Here is a 14,294-nt window from a genome sequence, read left to right as displayed (position 1 = left end):
TGGCCTAAGCGCACGATGGACTGACCTTCGCGAACAAGCTCGGTTGGGAGGAGAGACGGATGAGTTCGCTATCGGCCACGATCCAGAAGATCTTCAACGAGCCGGGCTGCGCCAAGAACGCCAACAAATCAGATGCCGAGCGCAATAAGGGCTGCACCAAGCAGGTGCAGCCGGGCGGCGCCGCAGGCGGCTGCGCCTTCGACGGCGCCAAAATTGCGCTGCAGCCGTTTACCGACGTCGCCCATCTCGTGCACGGTCCGATCGCCTGTGAGGGTAATTCCTGGGATAACCGCGGTGCGGCTTCGTCTGGCGCCAGCATCTGGCGCACCGGACTCACCACTGACATGAACGAAACCGATATAGTATTTGGGGGCGAGAAGCGTCTCTACAAAGCAATCAAAGAGATCGTCAGCAAGTACAACCCGCCGGCCATTTTCGTCTATCAGACCTGCGTACCCGCCATGATCGGCGACGACATCAATGCGGTTTGCAAGGCGGCTTCGCAAAAGCTCGGCAAGCCGGTCATTCCCGTAAATTCACCGGGCTTCGTCGGCTCCAAGAACCTCGGCAACAAGCTCGCCGGCGAGGCCTTGCTCGAGCATGTCATCGGCACACAAGAGCCGGACTACACCACGCCCTATGACATCAACCTGATTGGCGAATACAACCTCTCCGGCGAGCTTTGGCAGGTCAAGCCGCTGCTTGACGAGCTCGGCATCCGCATCCTCTCCTGCATCTCGGGGGACGGCAAATATCGCGAAGTCGCCTCTTCGCACCGGGCGCGCGCTGCCATGATGGTATGTTCGAAGGCGATGATCAGTGTCGCGCGCAAGATGGAGGAGCGTTACGGCATCCCGTTTTTCGAAGGGTCGTTCTATGGCATCCAGGATTCCAGCGATTCGCTGCGCCAGATTGCCCGGCTGTTGGTCGAACGTGGGGCGCCTTCCGAACTGATCGAGCGCACCGAGGCGGTGATCGCGCGCGAGGAGGCGGGCGCCTGGGCCGCGATCGAACCCTACAAGCCCCGCTTTGCCGGCAAGAGGGCACTTCTGATCACTGGCGGCGTCAAGTCCTGGTCCGTGGTGGCGGCGCTGCAGGAGGCAGGGCTCGACCTGGTCGGCACCAGCGTCAAGAAATCCACCAAGCAGGACAAGGAGCGCATCAAAGAGCTGATGGGACAGGATGCCCACATGATCGAGGACATGACGCCGCGCGAGATATACAAGATGCTGAAGGACGCGAAAGCAGATATCATGCTCTCGGGCGGCAAATCGCAGTTCGTTGCGCTGAAAGCGGCGATGCCCTGGCTCGACATCAACCAGGAGCGCTGCCACGCCTATATGGGCTACCTCGGTATGGTGAAGCTGGTCGAGGAGATCGACAAGGCGCTGTTCAACCCGATGTGGGAGCAGCTGCGTCGACCAGTGCCGTGGGAGCAGGTGGCCAAGAATAGGCAGACCAAGGTGATGGCGCAGATGGACGCGCAGGCCGCCGAGGTCGCCGCCGATCCGGAGACGACCCGGCGCGCGAAAAAGGTCTGCTTCTGCAAGGAAGTCGATCTCGGCACCCTCGAGGATGCAATCCGCTCCCATGGCCTGACCAGCGTCGAGGCAGTCAGACAGCACACCAACGCGTTGGGTGGCTGCTGCAAGAGGCGTATCGAGGACATCCTGGCGAAAATGCCGGTGTCCTCGCCGCCTGCCATGCTGCAGGCCGCGGAATAGGACGGCGTCATGGCGATCGTCACCACGCCGAAGAAGGCCTGCGCGGTCAACCCGCTGAAGATGAGTCAGCCGATTGGCGGCGCGTTCGCCTTCATGGGCCTGCGTGGAGCGATGCCGCTTCTGCACGGCTCGCAAGGGTGCACATCCTTCGGGCTCACGCTGTTCGTGCGGCATTTCAAGGAGGCGGTGCCGCTGCAGACGACTGCGATGAGCGAGGTGGCGACCGTGCTCGGCGGTTATGAAAATGTCGAGCAGGCTATCCTCAACATATACAATCGTGCCAAGCCGGAGATCATCGGGATCTGCTCGACCGGAGTGACCGAAACTAATGGCGATGACGTCGACGGCTACATCAAGCTGATCCGCGAGCAGCATCCGCAGCTCGCCAAATTTCCTTTAGTCTTTGTCTCGACGCCCGATTTCAAGGACACCTTTCAGGACGGGTGGGGGAAGACGGTGGCATGCATGGTCGAGGTACTGGTGGAGTCGCCGGCGGGCGGGGCGGAGCGTGATCCCGCGCGGGTGAATGTCCTCCCCGGATGTCACCTGACGCCGGGTGACCTCGACGAACTCAGGACGATCCTGGAGGATTTCGGCCTGAAGCCATCCTTCCTGCCTGATCTCGCAGGATCTCTGGACGGGCATATCCCGGACGAGTTTACGCCAACGACTATTGGTGGCATCGGGGTTGACGAAGTAGCGGGCATGGGCCGGTCCAGCTGCACCATTGCCATCGGTGAGCAGATGCGGCGGGCGGCAGAAGCCATGCAGGCCAAGACCGGGGTGCCGTTCCGCCTGTTCGAGCGGCTGTGCGGCCTCATCCCCAACGATGAATTCATCGCTTTCCTGAGCGACATCAGTGGCCGCCCTGTGCCAGCAAAATATCGGCGCCAGCGCGGCCAGCTCGCCGACGCGATGCTGGACGCCCATTTCCATGTCGGCGGCCGCAAGCTCGCGATTGGTGCCGAGCCTGACCTCCTGTTCGACCTGTCTAGCATGCTTCACGAGATGGGCGCGCAGGTGACGGCAGCCGTAACGACCACGCAGTCGCCGGTGCTGGAGCGGATCGGAACCAACGAGGTGCTGATCGGCGATCTCGAGGATCTGGAAGAGCTTGCTAGGACGAGGAATTGCGACCTGCTGATTACGCATTCGCATGGCCGCCAAGCGGCGGCGCGGCTGAAGATTCCGTTTTATCGCGCGGGATTTCCGATGTTCGATCGAATCGGCGCGGGACACCAGCTATCCGTCGGCTATCGTGGCACGCGCGATGTGATCTTCGATATCGCCAATCTCGTGATCGCCGACCGCGAGGAAAATCATCAGCCTACGCCCGATAGCTGGCGGACCTCGAGACAGCCCTTAAAGCCCAGCCGCCGCAGCTTCATCGCCTCAACAGAGGAATCGATTGCATGAAAGTCGCATTCGCTACCCAAGACTTGAGGCGCGTCGATGCGCATTTTGGCTGGGCCAAGTACATCGCGATCTATGATGTTGGGCCAATCGGGCACGTATTTCTGAAGGCAATTCAGTTCGACGGCGACCTCAAGGAAGACGGCAACGAGGACAAGCTCGCGCCCAAGATCGAGGCAATTAAGGATTGCGCCATCCTCTATGTCGCGGCCATCGGCGGCTCCGGTGCGGCGCGCGTAGTGGCGAACAATATACATCCGATCAAGGTGAACAAGCCCGAGAACATCCTGGTGCTGGTCGAGAAGCTTCGGCACGTGCTGAAGGGTACGCCGCCACCCTGGCTGCGCAAGGCGCTGGCAAAGGACCAGGAGCGCACGCTCGATTTCGAAGAATGAGGACGACATGACTGAAGCGGCGGATATCGTGCAAACTGATCGCGCGCTCGATGCGCCATTCGTGAGGGAACTGATCAAGATCTGGCGCGCCCAGGACGTCCATGGCGCGTGGGACGGCAAGAGCGATCTCGATCTGCTCGAACCGTATATTCTGGACAAGGAGAAACGGCGGGCGCTGCCGATCGTCGGCGATCCCGATCCGGATACGCTCTGGCGGCTGGAGCTGTTCTTCAATGCAGTCGCGCTCTCGATCGAGAAGGCGACGGGTGTGATGATCCAGCCGATGCTGAAGATGCATCATGAAGGCTTTGGCCGCATCGTGCTGATCGGCGGCCGACTGATCGTGGTGAACAAGCAGCTGCGCGATGTGCATCGCTTTGGCTTTGACAATCTCGCAAAGCTCGCCGCCGAGGGTGGCAAATACGTCGAAGGCGGCATCAAGATGATCCGGAAATTTCCCGACGTGGCAAACTATTGAGGGCAGCTCATGAGCGAACCTGAAATCCTGAAAGCAGAAATAAGAAAGCTGTCGGTGAAGGCGACCAAGGCCAAGATGGATCTGCACGATTTGTCCGAGGAACTTCCCGTCAACTGGACCTCGATCTTGGCGGTGGCGCAGAAGGCGCACGATGCCTTTGCCGAACTGGAGCGCAAGCGCGAGGATCTCAAGGCGCTCGAAAAGGCCTAAAGGATATCCGATCATGTCATTTGCAACGCGCGACGGCCGCGACTGGACGCCGAACTACCTGATCTCAATTGATCCCAAGAAGTGCATCGGTTGTGGCCGCTGTTTCAAGGTCTGCGGTCGCGACGTCATGACGTTGAAGGGGATCAATGAGGAGGGCGATCTTGTCGATCTCGACGATGACGAAGACGATGAGATCGAAAAGAAGATTATGGTGATGAATGACCAGGGCGCTTGTATCGGCTGCGGCGCCTGCGCCCGGGTTTGTCCGACCAACTGCCAGACCCACCAGCCCGCCGGAACGGAAGCCGCTTGACAGCGCCTCTGTCCGCCTTTCCCGCAGGCAAGCGGGAGTTGGACGGCAAAGCCTCGCTGAAGGGACTCTCCATATGCTGCGCTCGGGGATAGAGCCCTTGGCGCCGATCCATTCCCGCCAGCTTGCGGGTGCCGAGCCGACCCCAGGGTAGAATCATGCCCTCGTCGCCCGCAATTCGCTTTGGATGGAATGCCGATCACACGCTTATGTAATACACTTCATCTCGGTCCTTGCATGTTACGACTACACTGGTGGTACCCCGTAGAAGAGGGTGAGTTCTCGCTAGCTCCTCTGCCAAGCGCTCGGCCGCACGGAAGGCTTGCACCTCGTTTTCGAATGCCAACCCGCAGGGGTCGTCGACATTCCGCTTTCCTGCGAGATTGAAATAAAAACGAAACATTGCTCGCCGGCCTTGTTGCATGTGAGAAAGAAAACAGATTTTCATAAACGAGATGCGGTGATCGCATGTCACCCATAACGAAGTGTCCGCTTCCGGCTACCTAGCTCGAGGCTACTACGGGGCGTCAGACGATGAGCAGAGTGGGCGCCAATCACTTAGGCGGCGCAATCTCGGCGGAATTGTAGCTCATGGGTTTATCCATGGTTGTTTTCGCCTACCGCAAATGAAGAAAAGGCACAATGCCGCTGGAGAAAAACAAATCAGATAGTTGGTACGATTCGGACGAAAGTGACGCGTGCCGACTACAGCAACGACTTAAACGGCGCGTTCCGTACAGTACGTACAAGCTTAACAATCAGGAAGGCTCTCAAGAGGTCCAATAAAGGCGAAGCTTCGTTCTCGCGAAGGGGTGACTCCTTCGCAGAACCAGAGTCGGACGATGCTCACGACGACTCGATCGGAGAGGAATTCTCAATAGATATGACGGACGGTAGGGATCGCCCTGAATCATCAGTGACGACAGACGAACAGCGCGAGCTGGAGTGCTGCAAGCAGGAGATTGCGCATCTCAAGCAGTTGGTTGTGCGGCTTTCGGAGATCGTTATGCGCAACGTCGTACGGCGCACCGAGGACCGAACATCGGAACGCTTGTGAATTATGAGCCTGCGCGCGCGGTGAAGCTTAACCTCGCGAGCGGCCGCTATGACGTCGAAAGCCGAAAATCGATCAGACATGATCAGGGCAGCGCGTCATTGGATTGTGGCGGTTTTTGTCTTCAGAGCTCCAGAACGGCCTTCAAGCGAGCTTTCTCTAGACGATGCTTGAGCGCAGTAAGCCTGTTAGCAAACTCGGTCACCTCATGAATAGCGAGATCACCAAAAACAAATTCGTCGAGTGCTTCCTATTGTGCGGCGACGCTCGTAAAATGCTTGTAAGTCTTGTCCGTCAGCGACATCTGGACGACCCCGGCATCGCTGGCTTGCGCCGCAAGAAGCCCTTCTTCTCCAGCAGCTTTGATTGCTAGTGACGAATGAAGAGTCGACGTGGATGAATTTCGACACCACATTCACAGGAATACCTTTTCCTTCGTCCAACTCCATTAAAGCCATCAAGATCAGTCACTGTGGCCCAGTGATGCCAAGTGCACTGGCCCGGAGTCCTCCAGACAAAAGTTGATGGATCTGATCTGCCACACCAATCGCCGGACCACCTCCTGAAAGTCTTGCGAGCTACTACCGACCGCTCTTGCTAGACTGGGCAGATCAGGAGGCATGGATTGTCAGCGTTCCATTGCTTTCCTCTCCATAGCGCGGATTTTTAACAGGGACAACGCTGTCAGCGCGAATCCAATCCACAGCGCGTCACCCGTGGGCACTCAGATCACTCGGCGCTGCAGAAGTCGGGACTTGCCCATCGCTGGGTCGCTGCCAGCACAACCGGACAATCGATGCGGTGAAATCCGTCGAAAAGCTCGGGCTAACGCGGAGTTTAACCGTCGACGCGGGACTCGTTGCAGTAATCAACATCGAAGGATCCTTATTATGCAGGGTCGAGCACAACCCTTTTTCGCGAGCCGACTCTTTTGGGCGCGGCAAAGACAATCATGCGGTCAAATCCATCTCCAGTACCAGTTCGGAGAAACGGCATAGGAACAGTACGTGGCTAGGTATTTGTAACAACTCCCTCAGGGGCACCTATGCTGAGACGTTGTTTCGGCGCAGCAAGCGCGATAAGCAGGAAAGAATCTGGCTGCAGTACAGGCAGCGAACTAATGCAATCCGAGCATTGGTCCAGCGCAGCGGGCCGGCCGGTCCTGCATGGAAACGATGCGGCTGAAGCCGTCGCCAAACTGGTGTAACTCCGTCTGGGATAGCAAATTGAGCTTGCTCAAAGCCGCAACCAGCGCATTTGGCGCTGTGCATCAAGCGGCTAGCGCCTCACATGCTCACCCAGAGGGCATGATGCGGCCCCAGCGTCATCTCGGCGGATCTTGAGCCTTTGAATTGTGTAGCAAGAGTGGTCCGCCTCTCTACGCGGGGCCGCGCTGGAATTATTCGAGAGAGCTCAGAGGCAGCGCGAAATCATAGGCTGGAGGAAGCGGAAAGAGGAGCTGGAAACCGCTGTGCGGCGGACGCTTGAAAAGCAGTTTTAGATTCCGCGTGACTAACTCACTTGAATTCAGGAGCGCGCGATCCGTATTATCTTCCTCACTAGAGGGATGGGGGAGATCTCAAAATGTTCGATGCCGCTATCACCGAGCTTCTACGCGCGGTCCTCGACGAGGTCTGTGAGAAAGTTTGCCGGGACGAGACCGGCACCCGCGCGCATGTCGCCTCTAAGCTTCTGAAAGCCGCCCCCAGAGGTGAGACGAGGCCCCGACCGCCTCAAACAGATCGACGAAGCGCCGACCATATGGCGGTCGGCGCGGACAACATGATTGTGTCACTCAAGTGAATTTCCAGGTCACAGTCCTGAAGATCCTTGTGAGCTATCCGGACGGGTTCGCAGCGGTGGCGGAGCTCAAGCGCGACATGGCCATTTTAGCTACGAGCGGTCGGGACTGGGCCGAGCGCACCAAGGGATTGGCCGCCCGTGTGCCGCACCTCGACATCTTTTCGCAGAAACTCATTGAGCGCATAAGCGGTGGCTGGCGCATCACCGAAGAGGGACGTGCCCTGCTCAAATTCATGGAAGCGCGCCCGATCGAGGCCGGACTACCGGGAGAGAGGGAGGTGGCGGCTCCCGATCAATCGCAGCGAATGATACCTCAGTTGTTTGCTGTCGAAGCTGGCCGGCGGCCATAAGAGTCCCAGCAGCAACAGCACGTGGCCGGCAAGCGAAAACGTCCCACCAGGCCTTAGCCCCGCGCTCTTCACCCGCCGTTTGCGTTTTGAGCGGACGTCGTCTTGAGGGGCGTTTTGCAGAGTCGCCTCCAAAAAGATCAACGCATAGTGCGACAGCGGCTCAACGCGCTGCCCTGTCGAGCCCGGCCGTTTGAAATAGCCGCCATCCGTGCCGATCTCCACCTTCGGCAGGCGGTTTGAATCCCCAGACGATTGAGGAATTCCGATCGATTTCACACAGGTTGGCGAATACTCTGTATCAAACGTAATCCAGGCCGATGTCGAGCGCGGCCGACGAATGCGTGATCCAGCCGGCCGAGATCAGGTCGACGCCGGTTACGGCGATGGCGGGCGGGATGGCGGCGGCGATGCGACCGGAGGCTTCGATGATCGCCTTGCCGCGCACCATGGTTACGGCCTGCTCGATAGCCTCAACCGTCATGTTGTCGAGCAGCACCGCATCGACGCCGAGCGCCAGTGCGTCCGCAAGCTGGGCCAGGCTGTCGACCTCGACTTCGATTTTGACGAGATGGCCGACACGAGCCTTTTGCGCGCTCGATTGCAGCCTGGATACTACCGGCAAGCGCAATGTGGTTGTCCTTGATCAGGACAGGATCGTCGAGGCCAAAAAGGTGATTGCCGCCGCCGCCCGGCGCGCATCGCATATTTTTGCGCGCATCCCGGGCATTCGGTCCGCAAGTCGTGTTGGCGCGGTTCATGGCAGCGGACAAAAGCTTTCGAAAGGCTCGCCGGGCGCCATAGCGCAACCGATGCATCTGAGCAAGATCAGCGACGAACTCGCCGTAGTAGTCTGGAGGAGCTGCATCATTGTGGCCTGCCTGCTTTGTATTCCTCAGTCAAAGCAGAGAAGCTGATGCAAAAGCATCCTGTGCAGATGCACAAAGGTTTATGAAAACCGATCGATTATCCTCGAGAGTTTGATTCAGCTAGACGCAATCTTCCCAAAGGCCGCGGACACGTTTTCCTTCCAGCGCACCGATCCGAACGGGCGTTCCAACATGCGTCGGACCCGCACGGGCTCAGGGCCAATGTGGAAAGCAATTGCCTGCTGTTCAATCGCGCGCTCCGACGGAGTCGAGCGGTTGCGCTGGCGCAAATAATCGAGCCATGTCGGGCAGTGATAGCGCTCGGTCCATAGTTCGGGATCGGCGATGTCGCGCGCTATCGACCAGCCATAAGCGCCATTGCGCTGCCGGAACAGCTGTACGTCCTGCATCACGTTGTGAAAGGACCGCGCATTCCCCTGCGTTACGCGATATTCGATCTCGACAACCAACGGGCCGCTGCGTCCGGTCAGCGCCAGCCGCACCTCAGGATCCTCAAGCACCTCGGCCTCTTCGCCCCACGCGCCGACGCGCGGCATGCGCCACCAAAGGCCTAGGAGCGGCGAGACCAACATCAGGGCGGCCGAGACCAGGAGCGCAGTTTGGACCCCAGCGGCATCGGTGAGATAGCCCCAACCCCAACTGCCAATAGCAATCCCGCCGGAACTCGCCGCCTGATAGGCCGCGAGCGAGCGTCCCGCCACCCAGCGTGGCGCCGATAGCTGCACGCCAATATTGAACAGCGCCCACGCCATCATCCACACGGCGCCCGCGAGAAAAAGCGCGGCCGTCGTCAGTACCGGCTCTCGGCTCAGCGCCACCGCGGCAATCGCACAGCCCATGGACAGCGCACAGGCGCGGATCGCCGCCTCGCCACTCATGCGCTTCCGCACCTCAGTGAGATTGAGAGCGCCGATCACCGCGCCCAGGCCAAAGGCGCTCAGCATGATGCCATAGGTCTGGGCATCGCCATGGAGGAGATCGCGCGCCACTAGCGGCATCAGTGCGATGATCGCGCCGCCGATCGCGCCTGTTACCATGGAGCGGGTCAGAACGATCTTGATCGATGGCGAATTGGCGATGTAGCGCACGCCCGTAACGATGGCACGGTTAAACCTTTCAGGCGGCAGACGCGACGGTTCGGAGAAAGGTTTCCACAGGAACAGCGCCAGCATTAGTGGCAGATAAAGCAGCGCGTTTAGTGCGAAAGCAGCTACTGCGCCAGCGGTCACAACGACAATGCCACCGATTGCCGGACCTACACTGCGTGCGATATTGTAGCTGATGCTGTTCAGCGCGACCGCCGCGGGAAGCGTTTCCGACGGTACCTGTTCGCTGACCGAGGATTGCCAGGCCGGATCCATCAGCGCCACACCGCTGCCGACCACGAAGCACAGCGCCAATAACAGGTTCGGCGTGACTAGGCCGAGCCAGGCGAGGGCCGTCAGCGCGGCCGCGCCCGCGAGCGCGATACCAAGCGAAAATAGCATCACGATGCGCCGGTCATGCATGTCGGCAATGGCACCGGCCGGCATCGAGATCAGCATGACCGGCAGCATCAAGGCGGTCTGGACCAGTGCGACCTTGTCGGCCGACGATGTCATCTGCGTCATCGCCCAAGCCGCGCCAACGCCCCGAATCAAGGCGCCAAGATTAGAGAAAAGACTCGCCAGCCATATGCGGCGGAACGTGACATGGTGGAACGGCGCAATGATGCCATCGGCGCTGAAGGTCTGCGACTGGGGCAACTCGGTCATTTGGCTCCTGCCTCGCCTCCGATAATGTGGGCCTGGGCCAGATCAGTGATGGTCCGGGCAACCTCGACGCTACCACGCAACCTCGGTCTGCCTTGTCGAATTGGTCGACCCAGCAGCGGCATTGCTCGGTGAACGCGATCATCGTTCCGGTCTGGGCAGGGTTCGCGGTCAAGCACGGCATGTCCCGCTCGGTGGCGGTCTTGACTTCGAGATTGATGCTGATCGCGTAGCGGATGGACATGGCATTAGATCACGGCGACGTGAGGCGAGATCGCTGTTTCGCAGCCAAATCTCAGATGAACCTCTTGAACGGCCGAGTTCCGATATTTTGATCTCGTCAGGGTGGATGGGTCACGCGAGTGAATGGCGATACGATATTCGCGATTCTTAATTTGCCTTCGAACACCGATCTAAAGGAATTCTCCTCAGCTCTGTCGGCCGCAGCATAGAATAGAGTGACCCAGCGCGGGTTTTGCGCGTTGTATGCGAGTGAGCGATGAAAAAATGCGTAAACGCACTTCGCGCCTTGGATGGCGGCATCAGCCTATACTTTGGTTTTCGGACGAAGCATCATTGCAAAGGGCAAAGTCTGCACTTGAGTACTTGAGGAATTCATCGGACCGAATATCGAGCAAGACTTCTGCCACGGCCGCAAAGCGGGCGTAGCACTTCTCCAATACGATTGTCGTCCTGAAGCGAAGCCGAATGACTTGACGCTCGCTTCGTAGAATTCCATCGAGTGGGCCCGTGGGTCGTGTGGACACTTATCGCATCCATAGGACGATGGCAGCGAAAGTGACGACGGCTCGGCAATTTCGGGCGGTCTTTTCGAAGCGCGTTGCGACGCGGCCGGAACTGCTTGAGTTTGAGAGGCACATTCCACGAGATGGCGCTGGACATCGAGATGCTTTGTCTCGCGGGTATTGGAGCGCGCGCGACGTGTTGGTGGGGATGATGGCGAGCGCGCCTTTGCGAGATGTCTGCAGAGCAGCTGTCTGAGGAAAGTGCTCGGCTGAAGCGTGAACAGCTTCCTGGGCAGGATTCAAGCGGCTTAGGTTGGTATGTCAAAGCGCAAGCTCCAGAAGCCTAAACTCCGTTCTTCGAAGCCGAATTCGATCCAGCTGCTCGGGGATCGGCGCGCTAACGCTCCGGCGTTCAGTCAGAAGCACACCTCCAAAGAAAGCCCCTCAATGTTCCTCAAGCGCGATTTTCCTGAGGTTCGCCGCAAAACCGCGAATACTTGCGTAATTTCGCTGGGAAAATGCAATCTGTCCCTGAAGCAGCGGGAATAAGGCACCGGATTCGAATAATGATTTATCAATTAACCGGTCAACGGCGCAAAGCAGCGACTGCTGCTCTCCTTGTAATGGAATCGAGAGTTTTTATGCGCAATCACGACTTTGTCTCCGGTAGTCTCCTGGCCCTGACGGCGGCCAGCCTCGCGCTGCTCTGCTCGAGCCTGCTCGCGTTTGCATTCATCTAAAGGCAGCGCGCTACTCGCGCTGCGGAAGCGCTCGCCGTGCGCAAAAATGCTCTACGAGTCCTGAATCCAAAAGAAGATGACTTTGACGCTGAAAAAGAACTTTAATCTGGATGAAGGCCGAGAACACAAGGCTGAGGCCGCTGGTATCTAAACGGAAATGACTAAGGTGAGAGGTTTCGGGGACTCGCCGACACGGTTTGCCTTTACTCGCTCGATCTTCTTTCTCCCACCCCGTCTCACGATGTTGAGCCCGCCGGCAATGCCATTTCCGCAACTTCTTCGTCGTCAGTCCGGCTCGACGGTTTGCCAGGATGGATGATCCGAAAACAAGCGCGCCGGTCCTATTCATCGAGCAACCGCCAGCACTGCCCGATACCCGCAACTCATCTCATCTAGCCCCACGTTCCGCTTTTGATCGCTCCTGCTCCAGAGCTTCCATACCGTGTCGATGCAGCCAAAGAAGTCCCCTTGCGAGCTGACGGAGATCGTTTCGCTTCGGACCAATGGGCAGCCGTCTTGCGCGACGAAGAGCGTCCGCAGCTTGCTTCTCCAACGGCGAGAATTCCCGCTCTGTCGGCATCACCTGATCTACTCTCAATCAAACGCTCCGTTATCTACGCCGCTCAGGCGCCAAGTTTTGTGAAATGGTTCACAAAAGGAAAGCGTCGTGAACTGGTAGCCCCCAGTCGTCTGTTTTCTTTTTGACGCAAGCGTTCACAAGAGACGCGGCATGAGCTTTGTGCAGACTGCAAACACATTCAAAGATGTGGATGGAGGCGAACGCGCGACAATGCACGACAGCTTGTCGGCGATCGTGATGCTTTGGAGGGCCCCGACCGCGCGCCTTAACGCTGCACCATTCTGAGAGCTGCGATTGATCGCGCACAAATGCGGCTCTGGCCGCTATCGAGGAGCTAGGCTGGCCCTAGCAAGAAAATAGCGTTTCTGCCACTAGGCCGTCTGCGATGTGGAGCTGCGCTGTAGGAGACCAGCTCAGACTAGCAGAGAGCGAGCCAAGCGGATTGCCCAGTGCGCCTGGCGTGCAACCCGAAAGACCGTGATGTCAAAAGGTCTGCGATATGGTCCGCGCGGTGAAAGACCTCGGCGTGGAGACCTACGTCACGCTCGGCATGCTGACTCCCTGGGCAGGCCGCACGGCTCGCCGAAGCTGGGCTCGAATCCTACAATAAGAATGTCGACACTTCGCCCGAGTTCTACGACAAGATCATCACCACCGCACCCTGCAGGATCGCATCGATACGCTGGCGCACGTGCGCAATGCCGGCATCGAGATCTGTTGTAAGGCATCGTCGGCCTGGGTGAACGCGTTGATGACCGAATGGGCATGCTGGTTCTGCTCGCCAATCTGCCGAGCTATCCGGAGAGCGTTCCGATCACCTTTGGAGTCAGGTCAAGGGCGTGCCCGTCAACGATACCGCGGAGAGGCTGAATCCGATCGCCCTGGTACGGTTGATCGCGGTCGCCCGCATTCTAATGGTGAGAAGCCCTAGTGCGGCCCTCCGCCGGAGTTGTCGCCGGCAATATTTTTCTCGCACGGTAACAAACGATCCGTTCGTTGTGGATATTGGAAAGCGGGTTCTCCGACTGCGATGAAAAATAGCTTGTCTTCGACTCGCGCAGCCGCTCTTTCTCTGAGACTATTGATGTCATCAATGGTGCTTAGAAAGGGGAACGCTGATGATTTGGAATGACGTCTTCGACGAAGCCAACAACTCCGGTCTGCGCACACCTCCACGTCGTATGACTTGCGCGTCGTGTTGTTAACCTAATCCATTTCGCGTCAGCGTGCTGACACCGCAGATAGCGAAGGCTTCTACAAGCCGTACCCTGCAGTCGGATTTTGAATAGATGCGCACCCGCTTGTCTGAGCGGCGTGATGCAAGTTGCTGCCCGTTTTATCAATCGTCCCGTCGTTCCAACTCCATCTTGCCGAGGAAAACAGGATGACCACGATAACGATCCTATCAAATTCGCCTATCGGATGCCGAATGTGTCCGGGCGGCCCCGTTATTTCGTCGATTGAGCAACGCACCAGCTGGGAGATCGACTACAATTTGAAAGCGCGGCCAGATCGCCGAGAAGGCCGGCTTCGACTACGCCTCGACCAAATCCGTTTCACCGCTGGCTATGGCGCCGACAAGCACCACGAATCGGTCAGCTTCTCGCACGCGCTACTCGCAGCAACTGAGAAGCTCAAAATCATCGCTGCCATCCCACCGGCCCATGGAACTCAGGGCTGGCCGTACTCATTCGGACGAGGTTCAATGTGGGGCGACACCCAGGTCCAAAGAAGCAAGAGCGCTCCGTACGACCATGACAATCTTGCCGGCAGGTTATCTTTCGATTTTTCTGGCGATTTTTTCAGTTGCCATCGACACGAAGACTTTATCACCTCACCAATGGTGTGAACTA

Annotated in this window: 10 protein-coding genes and 4 pseudogenes; 10 read left to right on the top strand and 4 right to left on the bottom strand. The window is 58.3% G+C overall.

Annotation, left to right across the window (positions count from 1 at the left end; translation table 11 throughout):
• Window positions 1–59 precede the first annotated feature (59 nt).
• From nifE to fdxB, 6 genes are read left to right on the top strand one after another with little or no spacing between them, the layout of a single operon-like run.
• Window positions 60–1,724 carry a nitrogenase iron-molybdenum cofactor biosynthesis protein NifE gene (nifE, locus tag HCN50_RS00825; protein WP_171707734.1) on the top strand — a complete coding sequence of 555 codons (1,665 nt, stop codon included), beginning with the start codon at window positions 60–62 and terminating at the stop codon, window positions 1,722–1,724.
• A 9-nt stretch (window positions 1,725–1,733) separates the two neighbouring features.
• Window positions 1,734–3,140, top strand: coding sequence for a nitrogenase iron-molybdenum cofactor biosynthesis protein NifN (gene nifN / locus HCN50_RS00820; protein ID WP_171707733.1), 1,407 nt, complete (start codon window positions 1,734–1,736; stop codon window positions 3,138–3,140).
• Complete coding sequence (gene nifX / locus HCN50_RS00815; protein WP_065730399.1) at window positions 3,137–3,532, top strand: nitrogen fixation protein NifX; 396 nt, start codon at window positions 3,137–3,139, stop codon at window positions 3,530–3,532. Before nifN ends, nifX begins: the two co-directional genes overlap by 4 nt.
• 7 nt (window positions 3,533–3,539) lie before the next feature.
• Window positions 3,540–4,010, top strand: coding sequence for a NifX-associated nitrogen fixation protein (locus HCN50_RS00810; protein ID WP_171707732.1), 471 nt, complete (start codon window positions 3,540–3,542; stop codon window positions 4,008–4,010).
• Between the two features lie 9 nt (window positions 4,011–4,019).
• Entirely contained in the window at window positions 4,020–4,220 is a 201-nt protein-coding gene (locus HCN50_RS00805) for a CCE_0567 family metalloprotein (RefSeq protein ID WP_171707731.1), read from the top strand.
• Window positions 4,221–4,233: 13 nt separating this feature from the next.
• Window positions 4,234–4,533, top strand: coding sequence for a ferredoxin III, nif-specific (fdxB, locus tag HCN50_RS00800; RefSeq protein WP_171580742.1), 300 nt, complete (start codon window positions 4,234–4,236; stop codon window positions 4,531–4,533).
• A gap of 196 nt (window positions 4,534–4,729) precedes the next feature.
• Here the strand turns inward: fdxB and HCN50_RS34655 are convergent, their stop codons facing one another.
• On the bottom strand, window positions 4,730–4,933 hold the full coding sequence (locus tag HCN50_RS34655; protein ID WP_376700239.1) for a DUF6894 family protein: 204 nt from the start codon (window positions 4,931–4,933) through the stop codon (window positions 4,730–4,732).
• Between the two features lie 2,235 nt (window positions 4,934–7,168).
• Here HCN50_RS34655 and HCN50_RS33320 point away from each other — a divergent pair.
• A pseudogene (locus HCN50_RS33320) lies at window positions 7,169–7,370 on the top strand (hypothetical protein).
• Between the two features lie 13 nt (window positions 7,371–7,383).
• Window positions 7,384–7,737, top strand: a complete 354-nt coding sequence (locus HCN50_RS00795) for a hypothetical protein (protein ID WP_171707730.1) — start codon at window positions 7,384–7,386, stop codon at window positions 7,735–7,737.
• Between the two features lie 298 nt (window positions 7,738–8,035).
• Here the strand turns inward: HCN50_RS00795 and HCN50_RS00790 are convergent.
• The 3 genes and pseudogenes from HCN50_RS00790 to HCN50_RS34650 form a co-directional block, all read right to left on the bottom strand.
• A pseudogene (locus HCN50_RS00790) lies at window positions 8,036–8,448 on the bottom strand (beta/alpha barrel domain-containing protein); the annotation flags it as partial.
• Between the two features lie 271 nt (window positions 8,449–8,719).
• A complete protein-coding gene (locus HCN50_RS00780; protein WP_171707729.1) occupies window positions 8,720–10,378 on the bottom strand; it encodes an MFS transporter in 1,659 nt (552 codons plus the stop codon).
• A gap of 764 nt (window positions 10,379–11,142) precedes the next feature.
• Window positions 11,143–11,349 (bottom strand): annotated as a pseudogene (locus HCN50_RS34650) (IS5/IS1182 family transposase); the annotation flags it as partial.
• A 1,556-nt stretch (window positions 11,350–12,905) separates the two neighbouring features.
• Between HCN50_RS34650 and HCN50_RS33315 the strand changes: the two are divergent.
• Both HCN50_RS33315 and HCN50_RS34645 read left to right on the top strand, forming a co-directional pair.
• Window positions 12,906–13,412: pseudogene (locus HCN50_RS33315) on the top strand (biotin synthase BioB); the annotation flags it as partial.
• Window positions 13,413–13,825: 413 nt separating this feature from the next.
• The gene (locus HCN50_RS34645; RefSeq protein WP_210264733.1) at window positions 13,826–14,290 is read left to right on the top strand and encodes a hypothetical protein; all 465 of its coding nucleotides are present in this window, start codon (window positions 13,826–13,828) and stop codon (window positions 14,288–14,290) included.
• Window positions 14,291–14,294: the final 4 nt, after the last annotated feature.

The sequence above is a fragment of the Bradyrhizobium archetypum genome (assembly GCF_013114835.1).
Lineage (GTDB): Bacteria > Pseudomonadota > Alphaproteobacteria > Rhizobiales > Xanthobacteraceae > Bradyrhizobium > Bradyrhizobium archetypum.
This window is presented reverse-complemented; position numbering and strand designations above follow the sequence as displayed.

What these genes read in the sequence shown, in the direction of transcription:
- nifE (WP_171707734.1), top strand. Translation starts at nt 60, where the DNA reads ATGAGTTCGCTATCGGCCACGATCCAGAAGATCTTCAACGAGCCGGGC.
- nifN (WP_171707733.1), top strand. Translation starts at nt 1,734, where the DNA reads ATGGCGATCGTCACCACGCCGAAGAAGGCCTGCGCGGTCAACCCGCTG.
- nifX (WP_065730399.1), top strand. Translation starts at nt 3,137, where the DNA reads ATGAAAGTCGCATTCGCTACCCAAGACTTGAGGCGCGTCGATGCGCAT.
- HCN50_RS00810 (WP_171707732.1), top strand. Translation starts at nt 3,540, where the DNA reads ATGACTGAAGCGGCGGATATCGTGCAAACTGATCGCGCGCTCGATGCG.
- HCN50_RS00805 (WP_171707731.1), top strand. Translation starts at nt 4,020, where the DNA reads ATGAGCGAACCTGAAATCCTGAAAGCAGAAATAAGAAAGCTGTCGGTG.
- fdxB (WP_171580742.1), top strand. Translation starts at nt 4,234, where the DNA reads ATGTCATTTGCAACGCGCGACGGCCGCGACTGGACGCCGAACTACCTG.
- HCN50_RS34655 (WP_376700239.1), bottom strand. Translation starts at nt 4,933, where the DNA reads ATGTTTCGTTTTTATTTCAATCTCGCAGGAAAGCGGAATGTCGACGAC.
- HCN50_RS00780 (WP_171707729.1), bottom strand. Translation starts at nt 10,378, where the DNA reads ATGACCGAGTTGCCCCAGTCGCAGACCTTCAGCGCCGATGGCATCATT.
- HCN50_RS34645 (WP_210264733.1), top strand. Translation starts at nt 13,826, where the DNA reads ATGACCACGATAACGATCCTATCAAATTCGCCTATCGGATGCCGAATG.